This window comes from Streptococcus pseudopneumoniae, from assembly GCF_001074565.1.
In the GTDB taxonomy this organism is placed as follows: Bacteria; Bacillota; Bacilli; order Lactobacillales; family Streptococcaceae; genus Streptococcus; species Streptococcus pseudopneumoniae_J.
The window spans coordinates 1-25305 of the sequence record NZ_JUQX01000045.1; the positions used below are offsets into that span (position 1 = coordinate 1).

Sequence of the window (25305 nt, forward strand, 5' to 3'; positions counted from 1 at the left end):
ATAAAAACACCCCAAAAGTTAGATTTTTTTCTGTCTAACTTTTGGGGTGCAGTTCAATTTGAGTCTCTTTTCTTTTTCACTTTTAAGTTAAACCAAAAACTAGCAAAAATACTTGAAAATATTGATAAAATATGGTAAAATAAAACTTGTCGTGTGAACGATAATACTCATTCTTGATGAATTGTGAAACTGTTGCCCTTGGGTCGTTTTGCAAGTTGAAATCGAGGAGAGGAAAAAACAAAAAAGGAGAAATACTCATGGCAGTAATTTCAATGAAACAACTTCTTGAGGCTGGTGTACACTTTGGTCACCAAACTCGTCGCTGGAACCCTAAGATGGCTAAGTACATCTTCACTGAGCGCAACGGAATCCACGTTATCGACTTGCAACAAACTGTAAAATACGCTGACCAAGCTTACGACTTTATGCGTGATGCAGCAGCTAACGATGCAGTTGTATTGTTTGTTGGTACTAAGAAACAAGCTGCGGACGCTGTTAAAGAAGAAGCAGAGCGTTCAGGTCAATACTACATCAACCACCGTTGGTTGGGTGGAACTCTTACTAACTGGGGAACTATCCAAAAACGTATTGCTCGTTTGAAAGAAATCAAACGTATGGAAGAAGAAGGAATCTTCGACGTTCTTCCTAAGAAAGAAGTTGCACTTCTTAACAAACAACGTGCACGTCTTGAAAAATTCTTGGGTGGTATCGAAGACATGCCTCGTATCCCAGATGTAATGTACGTAGTTGACCCACATAAAGAGCAAATCGCTGTTAAAGAAGCTAAAAAATTGGGAATCCCAGTTGTAGCGATGGTTGACACAAACACTGATCCAGATGATATCGATGTAATCATCCCAGCTAACGATGACGCTATCCGCGCGGTTAAATTGATCACAGCTAAATTGGCTGACGCTATCATCGAAGGACGTCAAGGTGAAGATGCAGCAACAGTTGAAGCAGAATTTGCAGCTTCAGAAGCTCAAGCAGACTCAATCGAAGAAATCGTTGAAGTTGTAGAAGGCGACAACGCTTAATTCATATAAATAGTAATTACCTAGGAGGGCGGGGCCTAGCCCAGCTCTCCTATTTTTTAAAAAATATAGGAGAATCAAAATGGCAGAAATTACAGCTAAACTTGTAAAAGAGTTGCGTGAAAAATCTGGTGCCGGTGTTATGGACGCTAAAAAAGCGCTTGTAGAAACAGACGGTGACATCGAAAAAGCGATTGAATTGCTTCGTGAAAAAGGTATGGCGAAAGCAGCTAAGAAAGCTGACCGCGTTGCTGCAGAAGGTTTGACTGGTGTTTATGTTAACGGTAACGTTGCAGCAGTAGTTGAAGTAAACGCTGAAACTGACTTCGTTGCGAAAAACGCTCAATTCGTTGACTTGGTAAATGCTACAGCTAAAGTAATTGCTGAAGGAAAACCAGCTAACAATGAAGAAGCTCTTGCTTTGACAATGCCTTCAGGTGAAACTCTTGAAGCTGCATATGTATCTGCAACAGCTACAATCGGTGAAAAAATCTCATTCCGTCGTTTTGCTTTGCTTGAAAAAACAGATGCGCAACACTTTGGAGCATACCAACACAATGGTGGTCGAATTGGTGTTATCTCTGTTATTGAAGGTGGAGACGAAGCACTTGCTAAACAAATCTCAATGCACATTGCTGCGATGAAACCAACAGTTCTTTCTTACAAAGAATTGGATGAGCAATTCGTTAAAGATGAGTTGGCACAATTGAACCACGTCATCGACCAAGATAACGAAAGCCGTGCAATGGTTGGTAAACCAGCTCTTCCACACTTGAAGTATGGATCAAAAGCACAATTGACTGATGAAGTGATTGCTCAAGCTGAAGCTGATATCAAAGCTGAGTTGGCTGCAGAAGGCAAACCAGAAAAAATCTGGGACAAAATCATCCCAGGTAAAATGGATCGCTTCATGCTTGACAACACTAAGGTTGACCAAGCATACACACTTCTTGCACAAGTCTACATCATGGACGACAGCAAGACAGTTGAAGCATACCTTGAATCAGTTAACGCTTCAGTAGTTGAGTTCGCTCGCTTTGAAGTTGGTGAAGGTATTGAGAAAGCTGCAAATGACTTTGAAGCTGAAGTTGCAGCTACAATGGCAGCAGCCTTGAATAACTAATAATGAAAAGGAAGCAATTTGCTTCCTTTTTTTATTTTAGAGTGAGTAAATAAAAAGCCCTTTAAAAGGGCTAAGTGCATTTAGGAGACTACACTTCAAATTCATAGAGTGCTGTAGACAGATAACGTTCGCCGTTATCTGGTGCTAAAGCAAGGACTTTCTTACCTGTACCTAATTTCTTGGCAACTTCAATTGCACCGTAAATCGCTGCAGCTGAAGAAATACCAACAAGGAAGCCTTCTTTTCCGCCAATCTCACGACCAAGTGCAAGAGCATCATCTGATGTTACACGGACGATACCGTCATAGGCTTCTGTATCAAGTGTTTCAGGAATAAATCCAGCGGAGATACCTTGAATTTTATGAGGTCCTGGTTTTTCGCCAGACAGAATAGCAGATTCATCAGCTTCAACAGCAAAAATTTGAATGTTGGAATTTGCAGCTTTAAGTGCATGAGAAACGCCCGAAATCGTTCCACCAGTACCAACACCACCTACAAAAGCATCTAGCCCATCAGAATCGAAAGCAGCTAGTATTTCAGCTCCTGTTGTTCTTTCGTGTACTTCAGGATTAGCTGGATTGTTAAACTGGAGAGGCAGAAAGCCATCGCGTTCAGCTGCGATTTCTTGGGCTTTGGCAATCGCACCTTTCATACCTTCGCTACCAGGTGTAAGGACGAGTTCAGCGCCATAGGCTTGGATAATCTTACGTCGTTCCACACTCATCGTTTCTGGCATGACGATAACAACTTTATATCCTTTAGCAGCACCAACCCATGAAAGTCCGATACCTGTATTTCCACTCGTTGCTTCAACAATGGTAGCACCTGGTTTTAGAATACCATCTTGTTCCGCTTTTTCAATCATGCTAAGGGCAATGCGGTCTTTTACTGACGATCCAGGGTTAAAAGCTTCAAGTTTTACATAAACATCTGCAGCACCTTCTGGAACGATATTGTTGAGTTTAACAATTGGTGTTTGTCCAATTAGTTCAGTGATATTGTTATAAATAGTCATAGATATACCTCTTTGTATAAGATGATACTAGTATAACGTGCTCAAGGTTATTTGTAAAATATAGAAATCCTATCGAAGCGATAGGATTTTTTTATATCAAAGGTCTAAGCCATTAATTTTTAGTCGATTGTGATAAGCCAATTCTAATAAATAGGTATAAAGTGGAACAATATCCGTTTTCTTAGGGAATTCAAATTTATGAGCACTAAAATGCTCATTATGTGCTTTTAGAAAGACATTCTCTAAATAAGTGATCGTAATCTCACTATCGTCTATACCTGCTCCAGCAGTTTCCATTTCAACATTGACAATGTTCATCAAAAAGATAGATTTCACAGACATCTTGCGACCCGTAGCCCCTTGTTTGTCTGTAAAGATAATACGGATATTTGTAAAGATAATAGAATCGCGAATAAGTTTATATCCACTTTGAATTTCTTCGTTCTCTAGTAGATATTGACCATATTCTTTGATAAGAGTATCTTTATTTTGCTCGCTAAAGTTACCAGCAAGTCCTTGAATAAATTTCCCAAACGCCATATATTTCTCCTTTGTTTACACTAAGTTTACAGGAACTTCAACTTCTCGTAAACCTTGATCTGTTAAAGTAACCTTTCCATTAAAAAACTCTACAAGAGCAGACTTAATATTTTCTTTCTCTTCCTTATCAACATAAATTATGGTATCGATTTGATCTGTAAAGTTTGTCTCGATTTCCGTGAGTTTATGTTCTCTAAGAAAATTGCTATATTCTTGATACTGAGCGTAAGACATCTGAATGGCTATGTCAGCTTGCTCTTTGATTTCAATAATGCCTATTTCTTTGACAGCCAAGGCTACACTTCCTGCGTAAGCGCGAATCAAACCGCCAGCGCCTAACTTAATTCCACCAAAGTAACGAGTAACTACTACACAGACATTGGTAAGATTATGATTTTCTAAGACGCCAAGCATAGGGACTCCAGCAGTACCACTAGGCTCACCATCATCATTCGTACGCTTGATTTCACTGCGTTCCCCTACAATAAAAGCAGAGCAGTTATGGGTGGCTTTGTAGTGTTCTTTTTTGATAGCAGTGATAAAGTCACGAGCTTCTTCTTCACTATAGACACGCTTTACGTGACAGATAAAGCGTGATTTTTTGATTTCTTCTTGGACTTGCCCGTCCTCTTTAATTGTTCTAAATTCCATGATTTAATTGTACTAAAAAATTACCTAAAGCGCTATTTTTTTCGAATAAAGAAGTATGAAAGTAAATCCAAATTACCTCGGTCGCTTGTTTACTGAGAAAGAATTAACTGAAGAGGAACGACAGATGGCTGAGAAACTGCCGGCAATGAGAAAAGAGAAAGGGAAACTGTTTTGTCAACGTTGTAATAGTAGTATTCTAGAAGAATGGCATTTACCTGTAGGTGCTTACTATTGTAGGGAGTGTTTATTGATGAAGAGGGTCAGGAGTGATCAAGCTTTATACTATTTTCCGCAGGAGGATTTTCCTAAGCAAGACGTCCTCAAATGGCGTGGTCAGTTAACACCTTTTCAAGAAAAAGTGTCAGAGGGACTTCTTCAAGCGGTAGACAAGCAAGAGCCAACCTTGGTTCACGCTGTAACAGGAGCAGGAAAGACAGAGATGATTTATCAAGTTGTGGCTAAAGTGATTGATGAAGGTGGTGCAGTGTGTTTAGCCAGCCCTCGAATTGATGTGTGTTTGGAGCTGTATAAACGACTGCAGAATGACTTTGCTTGTGAGATAGCACTACTTCATGGTGAGTCAGAACCTTATTTTCGAACACCACTAGTTGTTGCAACGACTCATCAGCTGTTAAAATTTTATCATGCTTTTGACTTGCTGATAGTGGATGAAGTAGATGCCTTTCCTTATGTTGACAACTCTGTTCTTTACTATGCTGTAAACAAATGTGTAAAGGAGGAGGGGTTAAGGATATTTCTTACAGCGACCTCTACAGATGAGTTAGATAAAAAGGTTCGCACTGGAGAATTAAAAAGGTTAAGCTTGCCAAGACGATTTCATGGAAATCCATTGATTATTCCAAAGCCAGTTTGGTTATCGGATTTTAATTGTTATTTAGATAAGAGTCAGTTATCTCCAAAGTTAAAAACCTATATAGAGAAACAGAGGAGGACCGGTTTTCCATTACTGCTTTTTGCATCAGAAATTCAGAAAGGTGAGAAGTTGAAAGAAATCCTGCAGGAGCAGTTCCCGAATGAGAATATTGGTTTTGTGTCCTCTGTTACAGTAGATCGATTAGAGCAGGTACAAGCTTTTCGAGATGGGGAGTTGACAATCCTTATTAGTACAACAATTTTGGAGCGTGGGGTCACCTTTCCTTGTGTGGATGTTTTTGTTGTAGAAGCTAATCATCGTCTCTTTACCAAGTCTAGCTTGATTCAGATTGGAGGGCGAGTTGGGCGCAGTATGGATAGACCGACTGGTGAATTGCTCTTCTTTCATGATGGATTAAATGTTTCCATTAAAAAAGCAATCAAGGAAATTAAGCAGATGAACAAGGAGGCAGGCTTATGAACTGTTTATTATGTGGACAGACAATAAAGAGTGACTTGACATTTAGTCACCTTTTGCTGTTTAAGAATGAGAACAACCATCTTTGTTCAGATTGTGAGTCTACTTTTGAGAAAATTGGTGAGGACTATTGCCCGAGCTGTATGAAAACAGGTCTGTCAACCATGTGTCAAGATTGTAAATTTTGGTGTAAAGAAGGGATTCAAGTCGATCATAATGCAATCTTCACCTATAATCAAGCTATGAAAGACTTCTTTAGTCGATATAAGTTTGATGGGGATTTTCTACTTAGAAAGGTTTTTGCTCCTGTTTTAGCTAATGAATTGAAAAAGTATGGAGACTATCAATTTGTTGTCATTCCCCTAAGTCCTGAAAGATTGCTTGAGAGGGGATTTAACCAGGTTGAAGGTTTGGTTGAGGCAGCAGGGTTTTCTTTTCAAGATTTACTAGGGAAAAGAGAAGAGACGGCTAGTTCTTCTAAGAATCGCTCGGAACGATTAGCTACCGAAATTCCATTTTTTATAAAAACTGAAGCCCCTCTTCCTAAGAAAATTTTGCTTATTGATGACATCTATACAACAGGTGCGACTGTCAATCGTGTGAAGCGTCTTTTTGAAGAAGCAGGAGCTTTGGATGTTAAAACTTTTTCCCTTGTAAGATGAGGGAAAAATTTGCAAAATGAAAATGAAAGCGCTATAATATAGTTAGAAAAACAAAAATGTTTAGAAAGAAGGTACTTATATGATTAAATATAGTATCCGTGGTGAAAACCTAGAAGTAACAGAAGCGATTCGTGATTATGTAGTTTCTAAACTCGAAAAGATCGAAAAGTATTTTCAACCTGAGCAAGAGTTGGATGCACGTGTGAATTTGAAAGTTTATCGTGAAAAAACAGCAAAAGTTGAAGTAACGATTCCACTTGGATCTATTACTCTCCGTGCAGAAGATATTTCTCAAGATATGTATGGATCTATCGATCTTGTAACTGATAAAATTGAACGTCAGATTCGTAAAAATAAAACAAAAATCGAACGGAAGAATAAAAATAAAGTTGCGACAAGCCAACTCTTTACAGATGCCCTAGTTGAAGATGCAAATGTTGTGCAACCAAAAGTAGTTCGTTCAAAACAAATTGATTTAAAACCAATGGATTTAGAAGAAGCGCTTCTTCAAATGGATTTGTTGGGACATGATTTCTTTATCTATGTAGACGTAGAAGATCAAACAACAAATGTTTTGTATCGTCGTGAAGATGGTGAAGTTGGTTTGCTAGAAGTTAAGGAATCATAAATTCTTAACAGCTGTGTAAAAGTGGTTTACAATTGTGTAAATCACTTTTTCTTATGCTGTCAAGCTTTAAATATCTAATTAATATAGTGTCTTAGTTTATAAAATACATGTTATAATAAAGCTATGGCATATAGTACAGATTTTAAACAACGAGCATTAAATTACATCAAAGAGGAGCACAGCCATGTCGAGGCGGCCAAAGTTTTTGACGTTAGCGTCAGAACTCTTTTCACGTGGGAAAAGAAATTACGTGAACAAGGGCACTTAGAGCGGAAAAAGCGAGTTGCCAAAAGCCGAAAGATTCCTTTGGAGGAGTTGAAGACCTTTGTAGAGTCTCATCCAGATGCTTTTTACGGGAAATTGCGGCATATTTTGATTGTGCCGTCCCTTCAGTATGGGCAGTTTTAAAGCAGATTAATGTCACTTTAAAAAAAGACGACTAGCTTTTAGGAACAAGATCTAGAGAAAGTAGCTGAATTTCTTGATATTTTGGATAGCCTAAAAGATTTACCAGTCGTATACATTAACGAAACGGGAATGCACCGCTACCTCTATCGTCCTTATGCACGGTCTTCTATAGGGGAAAAAGTCTATGAAAAGATTAGCGGACGGCGTTTTGAGCGGACTTCAATTGTTGCCAGGACAAGTAGACGGAGAGTTTATAGCTCCCATGATTTACAAGGAAAGTATGACGAGCAACTTCTTTGTAGAGTGGTTCAAAACGCAACTCCTGCCTGCTTTAGAGACACCTCATGTCATTGTAATGGACAATGCTAGTTTTCATCCCAAGAATATTTTGGATGAACTTTGCATTCAAAATAGACACTTTTTCTTACCTTTACCACCTTATTCACCAGATTTGAATCCTATTGAGCAAACTTGGGCTATCTTGAAAAAGAAAGTGATGGATTTATGTAAGAGAAGTCCCAACTATCATTGAATATTTAGAGTGCTTTTTTAAAATTAAATAACTATACAATAGCTGACTCAACAGTCACAATAAAGTTCTATAATTTAAACTTATAGGGTTCTTTATTTTTATTAAGTAGACAAAATAATGTCTTAAGAGATAGAATGGAGGTGTCAACAAATACTGAGCGTAAAAATGTAAGCGCTCTAAAATTAAATCTATTACTAAAGGAGTCCACAGATGGCAACTAAAGAAGAAATCTTGCGTGAATTATATCCAGAGGATCTTTTCCACTATGCAGATGGTTTAACATTGGGAGAAGCAGAAGTTTTACAAGAAACTCGTCGTTTGATTGAAAAACACCTTCGTCCTGTAATTAATGAATACTGGGAAGCACCTGATTTCCCATTTGAGCAATTCTACGCGGTTGCAAAAGGCGCACAAATCATGAACAACCCTAAATTGTTCGAAGGAAGAGAAGGAAGCTATAAACCATCGGAGCTTTACATCGCTTTCTTATACCTTGAATTAGGACGTTTCGATGCGTCTATAGCAACTTTCTTCACAGTTCATGGTGGACTTTGCTACAATACAATCTTGCTTGGTGGTGACGAGCGTCAACAAAAAGAATTCCTTCCTAAATTGGCTGCATTTGACTGGCAAGGATGTTTCGCTTTGACTGAGCCGTTGTCAGGTTCTGACATTGCTGGAGGTCTTGCTACAACAGCTGAGCGCGTTGGAGATAAATGGATCTTGAACGGTGAAAAACGTTGGATCGGTGGATCAGATACAGCTGACGTTGTTCCAGTATTTGCTCGCGACGTTGAAGATGGACGCGTGAAATGTTTCATCGTTCGTAAAGGTGCTCCAGGATACCACGCTGAGCCAATCCCTCACAAAGCTGCTCTTCGTTGCGTACGTAATGGTCACATTACTATGAAGAACGTTGAAGTTCCAGATTCAGACCGTTTGGTAAACATCAACGGATTTGCTGATGTAGCTCGTATCTTGACATTCACTCGTGCTGACGTTGCTCACATTGCAACTGCTATCACTTGTGGTTCATTTGTTGCAGCTCTTAAATACGCTAAAGATCGTCAACAATTCAAACGTCCTATCGCTTCATTCCAAATCGTTCAAGAAAAATTGGCTAGAATGCAAGCTAACGCAGTAGCAGCGCTTGCTTACTCAGCTCGTATCGCAGAAATGCAAGAAGCTGGTAACGAATTGATGCTTAACTCTGCACTTGCTAAAATGCATAACTCATTGGTAATGCGTGAAACAGTTGCCCTTGCACGTGAAACATGTGGTGGTAACGGAATCACTCTTGAAACTGATGTAGCTCGCTTCTTTGCAGATGCTGAAGCAATCTACACTTACGAAGGTTCTCACGAAGTGAACGCATTGATCGTTGGTCGTGAACTCACTGGTATTGGAGCATTTGTATAATAATGAATTTGGAACGATTGCTCAGCATTTGCTAGTAATCGTTCCGATTCTTTCTTTTTGAAGTTTATATTTTGATAGTAAATAGGAGAAAAAATGAGTATTTCAAAAGTAATGATCATTGGATCAGGTCAAATGGGAAGCGGTATTGCACAAGTCTTTGCTCAATCAGGTTTCACAGTTTATCTGAATGACATTAAAGAAGAATTTGTACAAAGAGGGATTGATAACATCTCTAAACAATTGGCTCGTTCAGTAGAAAAAGGACGTTTGACAGAAGAAGAAAAAGGAAAAATCTTGGGTAACTTGATTCCCTCAACTTCTTACGAAGACGCTAAACACGTTCAATTGGTTATTGAAGCAGCTACAGAAAACAGAGATATCAAACTCAGCATCTTTAAGCAATTGGATGAAATCACTACTCCAGAAACAATTTTAGCTTCTAACACCTCATCTCTATCTATTACTGATATTGCTGCAGCTACAGTTCATCAAGATCGTGTAATTGGTATGCACTTCTTCAACCCAGCACCAGTTATGAAATTGGTCGAAGTTATCCGTGCGCTTCAAACTTCAGATGAAGTTGTGAAAGCCGTTCGTGAATTGACTGAAAAAATCGGTAAAACAGCTGTAGATGTGAAAGATTCTTATGGTTTTGTTGTGAACCGTATCTTGATTCCAATGATCAATGAAGCTATTTTCATCTTGGGTGAAGGTGTTGCTTCAGCAGAAGAAATTGACGAAGCAATGAAACTAGGTGCTAATCACCCAATTGGCCCATTGGCATTGGCTGACTTGATTGGTCTTGATGTCTGCTTGGCTATCATGGGAGTGTTAAACAATGGATTTGGAGATCCTAAGTATCGTCCTGCTCCACTTCTGAAGAAGATGGTTGAAGCTGGTAAGCTTGGTCGCAAGACTAAAGAAGGATTCTTTAAATACTAAGATAATAAGGAGCAAGAAATGAAAGAAGCAGTTATTGTAGCAGCAGTCCGCACACCTTTAGGTTCTTTTGGTGGAACTTTAAAAAATGTTTCGGCTGTTGATCTAGGTACTTTGGTTATTAAAAGTGCTATTGAACGAGCAAACTTGAAACCAGAACAAGTTGATGAAGTTATCATGGGTAACGTTCTGGGTGCAGGACTTGGTCAAAACGTAGCTCGTCAAATGAGTGTTAACGCAGGTGTTCCAGTAGCTTCTCCAGCTTTCACTATTAACAAAGTTTGTGGATCTGGTTTGAAAGCAGTACAATTGGCAGCTCAAGCTGTATTGTGTGGAGATTCTGATATCGTTGTAGCTGGTGGGGCTGAAAACATGAGCCAAGCTCCTTATGTTCTTCAAAATCAACGTTGGGGCGCTCGTATGGGTGATTCTAAAGTCGTTGATACGATGCTTCGCGATGGTTTGACTGATGGATTTGAAGGTTTCCATATGGGAATCACAGCTGAAAACGTTGCTGAACAATATGGAATTACACGTGAAGACCAAGATAACTTTGCTGTGCAATCTCAAAAACGTGCAGTTGCAGCTATCGAAGCTGGTCGTTTCAAAGAAGAAATTGTCCCTGTTGAAATTCCGCAACGTAAAGGCGATCCTATCGTATTTGATACAGATGAATTCCCAAGAAAAGACGCTTCTCTTGAAGGTTTGGGTAAATTGCGTCCAGTGTTCAAGAAAGATGGTACTGTAACTGCTGGTAATGCTTCAGGTATTAACGACGGTGCAGCAGCAGTTGTTGTTATGAGTGCTGATAAAGCTAAAGAATTGGGCGTTCCAGTTTTGGCAACGATCAAATCTTACGCAAGCGCTGGACTAGATCCAAAAATTATGGGTTGTGGTCCGATTTACGCATCTCGCAAAGCCCTTGAAAAAGGTGGATTTACAGTTGCAGATCTTGACTTGGTAGAATCAAACGAAGCATTTGCAGCCCAAGCATGTGCAGTTGGTAAAGAACTTGGCCTTGATCCAGAAAAAGTTAACGTTAACGGTGGAGCTATTGCTCTTGGACACCCAATCGGTGCTTCTGGATGCCGTATCTTGGTTACACTTCTTCACGAAATGCAAAAACGTGATGCAAAACGTGGTCTTGCAACACTATGTATCGGTGGAGGAATGGGCACTGCGGTTATCGTAGAACGTTAATCGTAGCTATACATACTAGGTATAGGGATATCCCGTCAGAAGTTTCTTTTGAGACTTTCTGTGACCTGCACCCCAAAAGTTAGACAGAAAAAATCTAACTTTTGGGGTGTTTTATAATGTCTTAACTTATAAGGGCAATAGTCCAGATAATGGCGTGATGGAATTCTTCTTTGACATTTTGAAATTAGAGATGTTTTATGATTATTAGAAGACGTTTCAGTCCATTTATCAATTGGAACAAGCTATTATAGACCATATTGATTACTACAACAACAAGCTATTATAGACTATATTGATTACTACAACAACAAGCTAATTAAGGTCAAATTAAAAGGGCTTAGTCCTGTACAATACAGAACAAAATCCTTTACTTAAATTATTTGTCTGAGTTTTCAGGGCAGACACTGATGGGATATTTTTTTGAAATCCTATAAGGAAAACAACTCAACACCCCTAACTATAAGTAAAAATTATAGAACTAGACAAAAATATTAATTGGACTAATAGCAACAAATAAGTTATTATTAATATGTAAGTGCTTACATAAAGTGTTGGTATTTGTTGACGCTATACTCAATACTCAAAAAAAACTTAAAGTAGGAGGAGAATAATGAGTAATACAGTTTTATTAGAGGTTAAAGATGGTATCGGTTATCTCACAATTAACCGTCCAGCGGCTTTGAACGCTTTGAGTTCAGAGGTTTTAACGGATTTGAATCTTGCTTTAGAGCAAATTGAAAACAGCGAAGATATCCGTATTGTTATTGTGAGTGGCCAAGGTGACAAAGCGTTTGTTGCAGGGGCTGATATCAAGGAAATGGATCAAATGACTCCAATTCAAGCCCATGAATACATGACTTATGCCAATGATACGTTTACCCGTCTGTCTGAACTTACTCAACCGACTATTGCTGTTCTTAACGGATATGCTTTGGGAGGCGGTTTAGAGCTTGCACTCTCAACGGATATTCGAATTGGCTTTGAAAAGACAATGGTAGGATTCCCTGAAGTTGGCTTGGGTATAATTCCTGGTTTCGCAGGAACACAAAGAATGTCTCGTTTGATCGGTACTAGCAAGACAAAAGAATTGATCTACACTGCTAGAATCGTCAAAGGCAAGGAAGCCTATGACCTAGGAATTTTGAACAAACTTGTTCCAGCCGAGGAATTATTGTCATCTGCTGAAGAACTAGCTAAAAGCATCATGAAAAATGCTCCGTTGGCTGTTGAAAAAGCTAAACATATTATCCAAGTTGGCTCAGAACTCCCTCTGAAAAATGCTATTCGTTTGGAAACAGAAGCGGAAGCTCTACTCTTCTCTACAGAAGATAAAGTTGAAGGAATGCATGCATTTGTTGAAAAACGTAAAGCTGTATTCAATCGTAAATAAAAGTTGAGGTGTTAGTATGAAAGCTGTTTTATCATTACAAGAAGCTATTTCTAAAGTTAAATCAGGTGATGTCGTTGGTATTTCAGGGTTCCTTGCCGTTGGTGAACCATTGGAATTGATCGAAGAATTGGTTAGACAAAATCAACAAGATTTAACTTTGGTTTCAGTTGTTACTTCACATCCAGGTAAAGAAGTGGGTGTTGGACGTCTCTGTGAAAACCACCAAGTTAAGAAATATGTTGCTGCTCACGTTGGAACATCTCCTGCTGCTCAAAAAGCGTACTTTAGTGGAGAAATGGAAGTAGAATTTACTCCAATGGGTACCGTTGTTGAACGTCTTCACGCTGCTGGAGCAGGCCTTGGAGGAGTTTTGACACCGACTGGAGTTGGTACAATTCTAGAAAACGAACATGAAAAAGTAGTTCGTAATGGTCGCGAGTACCTTATTTATGACCCTCTAAAACTTGACGTAGCATTGATTAAAGCTACAAAAGCTGACAAGTATGGAAACTTGTACATTGATGGTACAACTAAGAACATTTCATTGCAACTCGCTCTTGCGGCAGATACAGTTATTGTTGAAACAAATGAAATTGTTGAAGTTGGTGCAATTAAACCGGATGATATTTATATTCCAGGTATCCTTGTTGACTATGTAGTCCAAGGCTTAACTCCAGAAGAACACCATAAGATGATGGGCGACCTCTGGACAGAGACTAATAAATTAGCGGGGGTAAAATAATATGAAACCAAAAGAAATTATTGCAAGACGTGTTGCTCTTGAATTTAAAGATGGTGATGTTGTAAACCTTGGGTTTGGGATTCCAAATGCTTCTGCAGACTTCATCCCAGAAGGTGTTAACGTAATTCTTCAAGCTGAAAACGGCGCCCTTCGCTTTGGTGAAACACCAACTAAAGATAACTACAATCCAAACCTAGCAAACTCAGGTGGTGCACCAATTACTCTTCTTCCAGGAGCTGCTTTGTTTGATTTGCAAACATCATTTGCAATTATTCGTGGTGGTCACGTTGATGCGACTGTTCTTGGAGCTCTTGAAGTAAGCCAAGATGGAAGTATTGCCAACTGGATTATCCCAGGAAAATTTGCACCTGGTATGGGTGGAGCGATGGACCTTTTGGTAGGTGCTAAGCGCGTAATTGGAGCAATTCAACATACTACAGGTGGTGAATCTAAACTCTTGAAAGAGTGCACATTGCCCCTGTCAGCTAAAGGTGTATTGGATCTTGTCATAACAGAACTAGCTGTTTTTGGATTCCAAGATGGTAAATTCTTATTGAAAGAGTTGGCTCCTGGTGTGACATTAGAAGAAGTTCTTGAAAAAACAGCTGGGGAAGTCATTGTTTCAGAAGACCTAAAAACAATGCCGATTTAAGCAAAAAAAGAGCTATTTTCTACTTAGTGTGTTATGATATAAACTAGATAGTATTGTAAGCGCTTTACATACAACGTTAAAATGAAGTATTCGAAATGTTATTTCGATAAGAAAGTCAGTAGACAACTATCAAACACTAGAATAGTTGTCTAATTGACTTGCTAAAATAGTGAAGGAAAGCTAGGTGATGGGTAAGTGGATATTATCCAAATGAACTATTTCATCAATATCATAGAATGCGGATGCAACCTTTCCATTGCTGCAAAGAAAATTCACATTAGTCAATCAGCCTTGAGTCAATTCGTGACAAATTTTGAAGCAGCTGAAGGGGTTCAATTATTCAATCGCAAGAATGGGAGATTAGAAAGTTTAACAGAGGCGGGACGCAAAATTTATCGTTATGCGACCGAGATTGTGAATCGACATGAAGAAATGCTTTCCATGATCCATATAGAAGCTCAAAAGCAAAAAGGCACCATTAATCTTGGTATTCCGTCCTTGATTTTACGAGTTTATTTTGCTAGTGCTTTGCCTCATTTTCTGAAAAATAATCCTCATATCCATATCCAGGTTACGGAAGGTGGAGGGAAGGAAATTCGTCAAAAAATGGTTGATGGAGATTTGAATCTCTCTATTCTGATAGAGCCTACGAGCCTAGATGCTAAAAAATATGAACAACATATCATTCAATTGGATGAATACGTTGCTTATATGGATAAGGATCATCCGCTGGCTCAGAAAAGCTTGTTGGAATGGTCTGATATTGCTAGTTATGAATTGGCAACCTTCAACAAAACATTTACGACTTATGATTTAGTGACAGAAAAACTTCGTTCGCAACGAATTGAGGCTAAATTTGCTTATCTTTCCTCTACTTGGGACTTCCTAGTTGAATCAACTCATCAGACAGATTTGATTGCCCTTTTGCCAAGGCCGGTTGAATATTTTGTGGACAAGAGTCGTTTTAAGGCGGTTAGATTCAAGGATCCGATTCCATTTAATATTTGGTTTTGTAGACCCTATAAAAACTCCTACAATGAAGTAGAGTCTTATGTGTATGAAGAATTGTTGAAAGATTATTACCAACCGTTTTCTGACAACTAAGATGAGGTGAATGCGATGACCTATAATGACGTGCTGGCGCGAGAATTGAAGGCAGACGTGAAAGTGTTGATTCGGGACTATTTCAAGTCTCGTGAGGATGAACAACAGTTCCCTAGAGAATTGCTTTATCAGTTTATTGAGCAATTTGATATCTTTTCCTTGCTTTTAGATAGTCAAGATTCTGTTTTGAGAACCGAGTTTTTGACCTTTATTCGCTTGATTTCAAAAGATTTTCCTGCTTTTTCTGCTGTTCTACTAACTCAGGCATGTTATGGTATCTATCCTATTTTACAATATGGGAGTCAGGAACAAAAATCGCGTTATGTAGAACCATTAGTGAGGGGAGAAATCTTAGCTGGCTTGGGATTTTCCGAAGGGAAATTGATGGAAAGCTTGGAGGTTATTGCAACAACCGCAAGGAAAACAGAGGCAGGTTGGTCTTTAACTGGGAAGAAGTCAATTGTATCAAATTGTCGCTATACAGATATTTTGTTAATCTTAGCCAAGGTTGAGGAAACTAACGGAGAAGATGGATATGGATTTTTCATTGTTGATACGACTCGACCGGGGGTTGCATTTGGAGATGATATAGCAAAACCTGGTTTACAGGGTTTACCTGTGAATTCGGTAACTTTTGATCGGGTCATATTGCCAGAAGATAGTCTGCTTGGATTGACCTTAAATGGGGAATCCCAGTTAAATGATATTATCAAAAAATTACAGCTAGGATTAAGCGCAATCTCTATTGGTATCTCTGAGGGAGCTTTTGAAAAAGGTCTGGCTTTTGTAAAGGTCAAAAGAGGATTTGGGAAACGATTAATCGATGCGACAGTCTATCAACATCAATTTGCAGACTTGTATACTAAGCTGTGTGCGGCTGAATCTTACTTTGCTTCCTACAAGGACAGGATGAAGGCGGATTCTCTCTTTGTATCTCAGATAAAACTTTATACGACAAAAGTAGCAATTGAGATTTCTGAGGAAATTATTAGATTAATTGGACCTCTTCAAACCTTGGATGACATCCCCATAGATCGTTATCTAAAGGATGCCAAAACGATTGAAATCTATGGAAAATCTGGGGATTCGATTCGCAAAAGAATAGCAGCCCAATGGATAAAGGAGTAAAGCATGGCAGAACTCACCTTACAGGAATATCAATTTCATGATATGAAACTGATATGGCTACGTGGAGCCGATAAATTAACGGATGCAGGGACTCTTTTTGGTCCGGTTCCGAAAGTTGTATGGTCTCGTTACTACCCAACAAATGATGCTAATATGATGGCAGAATTGACGGATCCTATTTTGATCCAGTACAAGGGTAAAAATTACTTGATAGATGCAAGTTTTGACACAGCAAAATTATCCGATAAACAAAGGCGCAACTTAGGAATCTTGTCTGAAAGTCGGGTAGAAGAAAGTTTAGCTCTTTTAGGACTATCGCCTGAAGACATTGACATCGTGCTGATGACACATATGCACCACGATCATTCTGGTGGCTTGACGCATGTGAATGATCAAGGGAAGCTGGTTTCCAAGTATTCAAACGCCAAGATTATTGTGAATGATGTCGAATGGTATGAGATGAGAAACCCTAATAATCGAACGCGGGGAACTTATCTGAGAGAAAATTGGGAACCGATTCAAGATCAGGTGACGACTTTCTCAGAGTATATCAATGTCATTCCAGAAATCCAAATGATTCACACAAGTGGTCACAGCAATGGTCACAGTATTATCTTGCTCAAACAGGGGAAAGATACGATGATCCATATGGGGGATTTGATGTTATCACATGTTCATCGAAATCCTCTCTGGGTTCCAGCAGTTGATGATTATCCTATGAAATCAATTTTAGCAAAAGAGAAGTGGTTGCGTCAGGCTTTTGAGAATCATTACAAGTTTTTCTTTTACCATGATCAATTTTTCGCGGTGGTAGAGTTTGACAAGGATGGGAAGGAATTTGTAGATTATGTTCTACGTTCTCGCCCCCCACTTATTCCTTTTACAGATCAGCAGGATCGTAAGCCAGACTTTTTAGGATAGCAGAATATGAGGAGACAAATGTAACATTTTCTTGTTGACGGGGATATTGGTGCACTGTGCATCCATTTGCCAACAAGAATCAACAGAAAATAGAAGGAGGACTCATATGTCAATTACAAAACTTTTACAGATTCAATATCCAATTTTCCAAGGGGCTATGGCTCAAATTTCACACTATCAACTGGCAGCAGCTGTTTCTGAGGCTGGAGGTCTGGGAATTATCGCTTCAGGTGGTATGACAGGAGAGCAGTTGCGAGAAGAAATTCGTGAACTGAGAAAGTTGACAGATAAGCCTTTTGGTGTCAACATCATGTTGATGATGAAAAATATCAAGGATATCGTGACTGTTATCATCGAAGAAAAGGTTCCAGTGGTAACTACAGGTGCAGGAACTCCTAAGCATATCATGCCTTACTTGAAAGAAGCAGGAATTAAGGTTATTCCAGTTATTGCCAGTGTAAAGCATGCTCAAAAAATGCAAGAATTGGGAGTTGATGCAGTAATCGCTGAAGGTTCAGAAGCTGGTGGCCATATTGGAGAGACCAATACAATGGCTCTTATCCCACAAATCGTTGATGCGGTAACGATCCCAGTCATTGCTGCCGGAGGGGTGGCAGATGGTCGTGGACTTGCTGCTGCGATTGCCCTAGGTGCACAAGGTGTTCAAATGGGAACAGTTTTTCTTGCTTCAGAAGAATGTCCAATTTCTCCAGCCTATAAAGAAGCTATTTTGGCGGCAAGTGATACAGCGACTGCAGTTACAGGTCGCATCGCGGGAGCGCCAGTTCGTTGTATTCGCAATGAGATGACGGATCACTACATTGAATTAGAGCAGAAAGGTACAAACCGAGAGGAACTGGAAGAAATTACGATCGGTTCTCTATCTAAGGCTGTCTATGAAGGTGATACAGTTCATGGTTCAATGATGAGTGGACAAATTGCGGGCTTGGTGAAAGACATCAAACCATGTAAGGCTATTTTAGAATCAATTGTGAAACAGGCGCAAGAGCGCCTACAAGACATTCGACTAGAATTAGGTGAATAATGTAATCTAGGCGGAAGATTCTGCACTGATGTGGAAAAAGGAGAGCGAGGCATTTGCTCTCCTTTTTTATGTATAGTTTCTTTAAGAGCATCTTGCTATAATAAAAGCAGTGCTTTCTCTTTAAAGGTCGCTTTTTAAGGGCATTTGTGATATAATAATGCGCAAGAGGTTTAGAATGAAAAAAAATAATTTAACTCCGAATTCTGCGATTCTACTAGGGCTTGTAACTTTCGGAACCTTAACAATGCTGATTATTTTTTCACAAAATCATGTTGTAACAATCAGTGTCTTGTTTTTATTTGTACTTCTTTATCTGCTTTTATTTGTCTGGCAAAAAAAACAGTATGAAAAGAGCGAAATTGAACAAATTCAATACGTAAATCATCAAGCGGAAGATAGCTTAAACACGCTGCTCGAACAAATGCCGGTTGGTGTTCTGAAATTAGACCTATCTACTGGAGAAGTAGAGTGGTTTAATCCTTATGCTGAGTTGATTTTGACTACTGAAGAAGGCGAAATTGATGTCGAATTGATTCAAACAATCATTAAAGCTTCGGTGGGGAATCCAGGTTCTTACGCCACCTTGGGGGAAACACGCTATGCCGTTCATATAGACAAGGCTTCAGGTGTCCTGTATTTCTTTGACGTTTCAGGGGAATACGAAGCAACTGTCGAGTTGGTAACGAGTCGACCAGTGATTGGAGTCATCTCGGTCGATAACTACGATGATTTAGAAGATGCGACTTCTGACTCGGATATCAGTCATATCAATAGTTTTGTGGCCAACTTTGTATCGGAGTTTACGGAGAAGTATGCCATGTTTTCTCGGCGCGTGGGGATGGATCGATTTTATCTATTTACTGATTATACCGTGCTTGAGGAATTGATGAATGATAAGTTCTCTGTCATTGATGTTTTCCGCGAAGAGTCGAAACAGAGACAATTGCCCTTGACTTTAAGTATGGGATTTTCTTATGGTGATGGAAATCATGATGAGATAGGAAAAGTTGCTCTCCTAAACTTGAACCTAGCCGAGGTTCGTGGTGGTGACCAGGTAGTTGTCAAGGAGAATGATGAAACCAAGAACCCAGTCTATTTTGGTGGTGGTTCCGCAGCCTCTGTTAAGAGAACAAGAACACGTACGAGAGCCATGATGACAGCTATTTCAGATAAAATTCGAAGTGTAGATCAAGTCTTTGTAGTCGGTCATAAGAATCTAGATATGGATGCTTTGGGCTCAGCGGTTGGTATGCAGTTGTTTGCGAGCAATATTACAGAAGACAGTTATGCAGTCTACGATGCAGATCAAATGTCGCCAGATATCGAGCGGGCTATCAACTTCTTGGAAAAAGAGGGTGTCACCAAGCTCTTGCCTCTGTCTGATGCGATGAGGCTAGTTACAAAGCGCTCTTTGTTGATTCTAGTAGATCATTCGAAGACAGCTTTGACCTTGTCCAAAGGTTTTTATGATTTATTCACGCAAACCATTGTCATTGACCATCATCGACGTGATCAGGATTTCCCAGAGAATGCTGTCATCACCTATATCGAAAGTGGAGCAAGTAGTGCGAGTGAGTTGGTCACAGAATTGATTCAGTTCCAAAATTCTAAGAAAAATCGTTTAAGTCGTATGCAGGCCAGTGTTTTGATGGCTGGTATGATGCTGGATACCAAAAACTTTACGTCTCGAGTAACGAGTCGAACTTTTGATGTGGCTAGCTACCTTCGAACACGAGGAAGCGACAGTATCGCAATCCAGGAGATTGCTGCGACAGATTTTGAAGAGTACCGTGAGGTAAATGAACTCATTTTACAAGGTCATAAGCTAGGTTCAGATATCTTGATTGCCCAAGCTAAGGACACAATGTCTTATGACACAGTTGTTATCAGTAAGGCTGCCGATGCTATGTTAGCTATGTCTGGCATTGAAGCCAGCTTCGTTCTAGCAAAAAATACACAAGGATTTATCTCTATCTCAGCTCGAAGTCGTAGTAAAATCAATGTGCAACGCATTATGGAAGAGCTGGGTGGTGGAGGCCACTTTAATCTAGCAGCTGCGCAAATCGAGGATATGAGTTTGTCAGAAACAGGAGAAAAATTGACTCAACTAATCTTGGAAGAACTAAAGGAAAAGGAGAAAGAAGAATGAAAGTAATCTTTTTAGCAGATGTTAAAGGAAAAGGAAAAAAAGGTGAAATTAAGGAAGTGCCAACTGGCTATGCTCAAAACTTTTTGATTAAAAAGAATTTGGCCAAGGAAGCGACTGCTCAAGCAGTGGGTGAGTTGCGTGGAAAACAAAAATCAGAAGAAAAGGCTCATGCTGAAATGGTTGCTGAAGCAAAAGCCATCAAGACTAAGCTTGAAGCAGAAGAAACGGTTGTAGAGTTTGTTGAAAAGGTTGGACCAGATGGTCGTACATTTGGGTCCATCACCAACAAGAAGATTGCGGAAGAATTGCAAAAGCAATTTGGTATCAAGATTGACAAACGCAATATTCAAGTGCAAGCACCAATTCGAGCAGTAGGTTTGATTGATGTACCAGTGAAGATCTATCAAGATGTTACAAGTGTCATCAATCTTCGTGTAAAAGAAGGTTAAGTTTACAACTTCTTGACAAGATTGTAAAAGGAAGGAAAGTCGGATGGCAGAAGTAGAGGAACTGCGAGTTCAACCTCAGGATATTTTAGCAGAACAATCTGTTCTGGGGGCTATTTTTATAGATGAGAGTAAGCTCGTTTTTGTCCGAGAATACATTGATTCTCGTGACTTCTTTAAGTATGCTCATCGGTTGATTTTCCAAGCGATGGTAGACTTGTCGGATCGTGGAGAAGCGATTGATGCGACAACAGTTCGGACGATTTTGGATAGCCAAGGCGATTTGCAAAATATTGGTGGCTTGTCCTATCTTGTTGAAATTGTCAACTCTGTACCAACTTCAGCTAATGCGGAGTATTATGCTAAAATTGTTGCAGAAAAGTCTATGCTACGTCGCTTGATTTCCAAGTTGACAGAGTCTGTCAACCAAGCCTATGAAGCTTCTAAGCCTGCAGATGAAATCATCGCTCAAGCGGAAAAGGGACTCATTGATGTCAGTGAAAATGCCAATCGTAGTGGGTTCAAGAATATCCGTGATATTCTAAATATCAACTTTGGGAACCTAGAAGTTCGGTCACAACAAACTACGGATATCACAGGTATTGCTACAGGCTATCGTGATTTGGACCATATGACGACAGGTCTCCACGAGGAGGAGCTGATTATCCTAGCGGCGCGTCCAGCGGTTGGTAAGACAGCCTTTGCCTTGAATATTGCTCAGAACATCGGGACTAAGTTGGACAAGACGGTTGCCATCTTTTCACTGGAAATGGGTGCGGAAAGTCTAGTAGATCGTATGTTGGCAGCAGAAGGTTTGGTGGAGTCTCATTCTATCCGTACTGGTCAATTGACCGATGAGGAGTGGCAAAAATATACCATTGCTCAAGGGAATCTAGCCAACGCGAGTATCTATATTGATGATACGCCAGGGATTCGGATCACGGAAATTCGTTCGCGCTCACGTAAACTGGCTCAAGAAACAGGTAATCTAGGCTTGATTTTGATCGACTACCTACAGCTTATCACAGGGACTGGTCGTGAGAACCGCCAACAAGAAGTCTCTGAAATTTCTCGTCAGTTGAAAATTCTAGCTAAGGAGTTAAAGGTTCCAGTCATTGCTCTCAGTCAGCTATCTCGTGGTGTGGAACAGCGTCAGGATAAGAGACCAGTCTTGTCTGATATTCGTGAATCGGGTTCTATCGAGCAGGATGCGGATATCGTAGCCTTTCTGTACCGTGACGACTACTATGATCGTGCAGGCGAAGAAGAGGAAGGAATTCCAAATAACAAGGTAGAGGTTATCATCGAGAAAAACCGTAGTGGAGCTCGTGGAACGGTGGAATTGATTTTCCAAAAAGAATACAATAAATTTTCAAGTATCTCAAAGAGGGAGGCATAAGATGTCAGATGCATTTACAGATGTAGCCAAGATGAAAAAAATCAAGGAAGAGATCAAGGCGCATGAGGGACAAGTCGTTGAAATGACTTTGGAAAATGGCCGTAAGCGCCAAAAAAACAGACTGGGTAAGTTAATTGAGGTTTATCCATCTTTATTTATCGTTGAATTTGGGGATGTTGAGGGAGACAAACAAGCCAATGTCTATGTGGAATCCTTCACTTATTCAGATATCTTAACAGAGAAGAATTTGATTCATTATCTAGATCAAGAATAAAACGAAGTGAGCTGAGCTCACTTTTTTCTTTTTCTCCCGAATAGTATAAAGGAGGGTAGCCTCGTAGAAAACTTTGTAAAGGAGAATGAATGACGTTTTTAATATCGGGAGTCAAGAAGAGTAGATCTACTCAATTTGGTGTAGTGCTGACTACATTGCTAGTTACAAGCACTTTTTTGTTTGGTGGGGAATCGGTTCAGGCTGATAGTGTAGCGCGTGGTGATGACTATCCGCTTCACTACAAAAATGGTAGTGTTGAAATCGATCAATGGCGGATGTATTCTCGCCAGTGTACCTCTTTTGCGGCCTTTCGTTTGAGTAGTGTAAATGGCTTTGAGATTCCGCCTGCTTATGGAAATGCAAATGAATGGGGGCATCGTGCAAGGCGAGAAGGCTACCGTGTGGATACTAAGCCAGAAGTTGGATCTATTGCCTGGTCTACGGAAGGTTACTATGGGCATGTGGCCTGGGTATCTAATGTATCAGGGGATACGATTGAGATTGAAGAGTACAACTATGGGGTTCGAGAGAGGTATAATCGTCGAATAGTTAAAGCTAGCACTATGACAGGGTTTATTCATTTCAGGGATTTGTCCTCAAGTCGTGGAGTTAGCGAGGGAGCTCGCGGGTTAGAATTTTCGTCAAGTGGGACCATGGTCTTCACAAGAAAAATACCAATTAGGAATCAACCATCAAGCGAAGGACAAGTCATTGATTATTACTACTCTGGGGAAAGTGTGCATTACGATCAGATCCTTGAAAAAGATGGGCATAAATGGCTCAGCTATCTATCTTACAGTGGTGCTAGACGATACGTTCAGTATGAAGAGTTAAGTGCTTCAGAAAATGGTTGGAAGAAAGAAGGTAGTATTTGGTATTACCAAGAGGACGGTAAGCAAGCGATAGGATGGAAGAAAATCAAGGGTGATTGGTATCATTTTAAGGAAAATGGTGTCATGTCAAATGGCTGGGTTAAAGACGGCTCTCATTGGTATTATCTGAAGCCAACGGGTCAGATGCAGACGGGATGGCTTAAAGACAAGGGCACTTGGTATTATTTAGAGGAATCTGGTCAGATGAAAGCCAGTCAATGGTTCCAAGTCTCTGGTAAACATTACTATGTTGATTCCTCGGGGGCCTTAGCTGTCAATAGAGTAGTTGATGGCTACAAACTCGATAGTAACGGGGTGAGAATGTCGAGTCTTTCTTAAACAAGAGATAAGCTTTCTTCTTACTTAAAAAATTTTTAAAAAGCTATAACAAATTAGTTGACGCTCATTAAGTAGTATAATATAATAATATTAAAAACTATAAAAGGGGCATTGTCTAATGGACAAGAAAAAAGTAATTTTAAGAAGTTTAGCAAGTGCAGCTGTTTTGGGAGCTGGTGTTTTCGTTTCACAGCCTTCAGTAGTCAAGGCAGATGGAGGAAAAGCAGAAGATCAGGCAGTTGCTCCTGCACAACCACAAGCCGCAGCAGAAGGGGATAGCGGAGCTCAAACTGAAAAGGGATCAGAAAACGCTAGTCCAGCTAATCCTGAAGCGACAAGTCCAGCCAAGATGAGCAAAGAAGAGTTGATGCAGGCTTTGGATGAGTTGGAAGAGCAGGCTATCAGTGATATCGAGGATAAGGAAGCAATTGAGGACAAAGAAGCTGCAGTTAAGGCTGTGAAGGAATATATCGGCAAGCTGTATATTTCAGATGCTCTTGAATCAGGAGAACTCAGTTTAGACAATATTATCGCTGAATTACCAGAAGGTGCAGAAGATAAACCGGTGGTGACAGATCCTGAAGCGAAAACAAATAAACAGTTGTCTACTGAGGAGAAGGCGCTGCTAGATAAAGCAGAAAATGACGCGAGAGAGCAAGTTTCTCAAGCTACAGATTCTCTTCTCCAAGCTATAGAAGCTCTTGAGAATGCTGTTATTGAAGAGATTAAGAAAGACGCCTCTATTACAGACAAGGAAGCAGCCATTAAGGCAGCTAAGGAAGAGATTGGTAAAGAAGATCTCTTGAAGGCTATCTCAGATGAGGAGCTGGAGGTCGGGGATGTGATTGTTGATTGGCCTGCAGACATGACCGAGCACAAGACTGTTGCAGAACCTGTCTCAGAATTCACAGATGAAGACCAAGCTAAGTTAGATGAAGCTGATAAAGAGGCTCAAGTTGACGCAGCCAAAACTCGTTCAGATTTACTTGCTACCTTAGACAAAATTGAACACGAGACAATCGAAGACATCAACAAAGACACCTCTATTACTGACAAAGAAGCAGCCATTAAGGCGGCTAAAGAAGTAATTGGTAAGGACGCTATCTTGAAAGCCATTGAAGATGGCGATATCGAAGCGTCAGACTTGTTAGCTGACTTCTTGGCAGAGGAAAGTGATCAGGTAACCCCAGCTGAAGCGAAGACTCATTCTCAACTTTCTAGCCAAGACCAAGCTACACTCGCTGCAGCGGACAAGGAAGCTGCCGAGGAAGCTAAGAAAGAGGAAGAAGCTAAGAAGGCAGAAGAAGCTAAGAAGGCAGAAGAAGCTAAGAAAGCAGAAGAA

Annotated in this window: 23 protein-coding genes and 3 pseudogenes; 23 read left to right on the plus strand and 3 right to left on the minus strand. The window is 39.9% G+C overall.

Annotated features, from left to right (window positions below):
• Positions 1-257: 257 nt before the first annotated feature.
• Together rpsB and tsf are read left to right on the plus strand one after the other, a co-directional pair.
• A complete protein-coding gene (gene rpsB, locus ADI74_RS06880; RefSeq protein WP_049537932.1) occupies positions 258-1037 on the plus strand; it encodes a 30S ribosomal protein S2 in 780 nt (259 codons plus the stop codon).
• 79 nt (positions 1038-1116) lie between these two features.
• Entirely contained in the window at positions 1117-2157 is a 1041-nt protein-coding gene (gene tsf, locus ADI74_RS06885) for a translation elongation factor Ts (RefSeq protein ID WP_049537934.1), read from the plus strand.
• Between the two features lie 88 nt (positions 2158-2245).
• On the opposite strand, the gene cysK is transcribed toward tsf, so the two are convergent.
• The 3 genes from cysK to ADI74_RS06900 form a co-directional block, all read right to left on the minus strand.
• The gene (gene cysK / locus ADI74_RS06890) at positions 2246-3172 is read right to left on the minus strand and encodes a cysteine synthase A (RefSeq protein ID WP_049537936.1); all 927 of its coding nucleotides are present in this window, start codon (positions 3170-3172) and stop codon (positions 2246-2248) included.
• Positions 3173-3268: 96 nt separating this feature from the next.
• Entirely contained in the window at positions 3269-3712 is a 444-nt protein-coding gene (locus tag ADI74_RS06895; RefSeq protein WP_049537937.1) for a PH domain-containing protein, read from the minus strand.
• Positions 3713-3727: 15 nt separating this feature from the next.
• On the minus strand, positions 3728-4363 hold the full coding sequence (locus ADI74_RS06900; RefSeq protein ID WP_049537939.1) for a YigZ family protein: 636 nt from the start codon (positions 4361-4363) through the stop codon (positions 3728-3730).
• 55 nt (positions 4364-4418) lie between these two features.
• Between ADI74_RS06900 and ADI74_RS06905 the strand changes: the two genes are divergently transcribed.
• The 21 genes and pseudogenes from ADI74_RS06905 to ADI74_RS07010 form a co-directional block, all read left to right on the plus strand.
• Entirely contained in the window at positions 4419-5717 is a 1299-nt protein-coding gene (locus tag ADI74_RS06905; protein WP_049537941.1) for a DEAD/DEAH box helicase, read from the plus strand.
• Entirely contained in the window at positions 5714-6376 is a 663-nt protein-coding gene (locus ADI74_RS06910; protein WP_049537942.1) for a ComF family protein, read from the plus strand. Before ADI74_RS06905 ends, ADI74_RS06910 begins: the two co-directional genes overlap by 4 nt.
• Positions 6377-6455: 79 nt before the next feature.
• Complete coding sequence (gene hpf / locus ADI74_RS06915; RefSeq protein ID WP_000599111.1) at positions 6456-7004, plus strand: ribosome hibernation-promoting factor, HPF/YfiA family; 549 nt, start codon at positions 6456-6458, stop codon at positions 7002-7004.
• A gap of 123 nt (positions 7005-7127) precedes the next feature.
• A pseudogene (locus ADI74_RS11325) lies at positions 7128-7975 on the plus strand (IS630 family transposase).
• A gap of 179 nt (positions 7976-8154) precedes the next feature.
• Complete coding sequence (locus ADI74_RS06935; protein WP_049537944.1) at positions 8155-9363, plus strand: acyl-CoA dehydrogenase family protein; 1209 nt, start codon at positions 8155-8157, stop codon at positions 9361-9363.
• A gap of 93 nt (positions 9364-9456) precedes the next feature.
• Complete coding sequence (locus ADI74_RS06940; RefSeq protein WP_049537947.1) at positions 9457-10305, plus strand: 3-hydroxybutyryl-CoA dehydrogenase; 849 nt, start codon at positions 9457-9459, stop codon at positions 10303-10305.
• An 18-nt stretch (positions 10306-10323) separates the two neighbouring features.
• Positions 10324-11502, plus strand: a complete 1179-nt coding sequence (locus ADI74_RS06945; RefSeq protein WP_049537949.1) for an acetyl-CoA C-acetyltransferase — start codon at positions 10324-10326, stop codon at positions 11500-11502.
• Positions 11503-11623: 121 nt separating this feature from the next.
• Positions 11624-11877: pseudogene (locus ADI74_RS10880) on the plus strand (IS3 family transposase); the annotation flags it as partial.
• Between the two features lie 235 nt (positions 11878-12112).
• A complete protein-coding gene (locus ADI74_RS06950; protein ID WP_049537951.1) occupies positions 12113-12892 on the plus strand; it encodes an enoyl-CoA hydratase/isomerase family protein in 780 nt (259 codons plus the stop codon).
• 16 nt (positions 12893-12908) lie between these two features.
• Positions 12909-13634: a CoA transferase subunit A gene (locus ADI74_RS06955; RefSeq protein WP_049537952.1), complete on the plus strand. Its 726-nt coding sequence runs from the start codon at positions 12909-12911 to the stop codon at positions 13632-13634.
• A gap of 1 nt (position 13635) precedes the next feature.
• Positions 13636-14286, plus strand: a complete 651-nt coding sequence (locus ADI74_RS06960) for a 3-oxoacid CoA-transferase subunit B (protein ID WP_049537954.1) — start codon at positions 13636-13638, stop codon at positions 14284-14286.
• Between the two features lie 195 nt (positions 14287-14481).
• Positions 14482-15390, plus strand: a complete 909-nt coding sequence (locus ADI74_RS06965; RefSeq protein ID WP_160312967.1) for a LysR family transcriptional regulator — start codon at positions 14482-14484, stop codon at positions 15388-15390.
• Between the two features lie 15 nt (positions 15391-15405).
• Positions 15406-16518 (plus strand): acyl-CoA dehydrogenase family protein, encoded by a 1113-nt coding sequence (locus tag ADI74_RS06970; RefSeq protein WP_049537958.1) that lies wholly within the window; start codon positions 15406-15408, stop codon positions 16516-16518.
• 3 nt (positions 16519-16521) lie between these two features.
• Entirely contained in the window at positions 16522-17439 is a 918-nt protein-coding gene (locus ADI74_RS06975) for an MBL fold metallo-hydrolase (protein ID WP_049537961.1), read from the plus strand.
• Between the two features lie 64 nt (positions 17440-17503).
• Complete coding sequence (locus tag ADI74_RS06980) at positions 17504-18484, plus strand: nitronate monooxygenase (protein ID WP_275043591.1); 981 nt, start codon at positions 17504-17506, stop codon at positions 18482-18484.
• A gap of 175 nt (positions 18485-18659) precedes the next feature.
• A complete protein-coding gene (locus ADI74_RS06985) occupies positions 18660-20633 on the plus strand; it encodes a DHH family phosphoesterase (protein ID WP_049537964.1) in 1974 nt (657 codons plus the stop codon).
• Positions 20630-21082, plus strand: a complete 453-nt coding sequence (gene rplI, locus ADI74_RS06990; RefSeq protein ID WP_049537966.1) for a 50S ribosomal protein L9 — start codon at positions 20630-20632, stop codon at positions 21080-21082. The genes ADI74_RS06985 and rplI overlap by 4 nt, the downstream gene beginning before the upstream one ends.
• Positions 21083-21125: 43 nt before the next feature.
• A complete protein-coding gene (gene dnaB, locus ADI74_RS06995) occupies positions 21126-22478 on the plus strand; it encodes a replicative DNA helicase (RefSeq protein ID WP_049537968.1) in 1353 nt (450 codons plus the stop codon).
• A gap of 1 nt (position 22479) precedes the next feature.
• Positions 22480-22752 carry a Veg family protein gene (locus ADI74_RS07000; protein ID WP_001278164.1) on the plus strand — a complete coding sequence of 91 codons (273 nt, stop codon included), beginning with the start codon at positions 22480-22482 and terminating at the stop codon, positions 22750-22752.
• A gap of 89 nt (positions 22753-22841) precedes the next feature.
• Positions 22842-23963: an N-acetylmuramoyl-L-alanine amidase family protein gene (locus ADI74_RS07005; RefSeq protein ID WP_053092581.1), complete on the plus strand. Its 1122-nt coding sequence runs from the start codon at positions 22842-22844 to the stop codon at positions 23961-23963.
• A 118-nt stretch (positions 23964-24081) separates the two neighbouring features.
• Positions 24082-25305, plus strand: a pseudogene (locus ADI74_RS07010) (cell wall anchor protein); the annotation flags it as partial.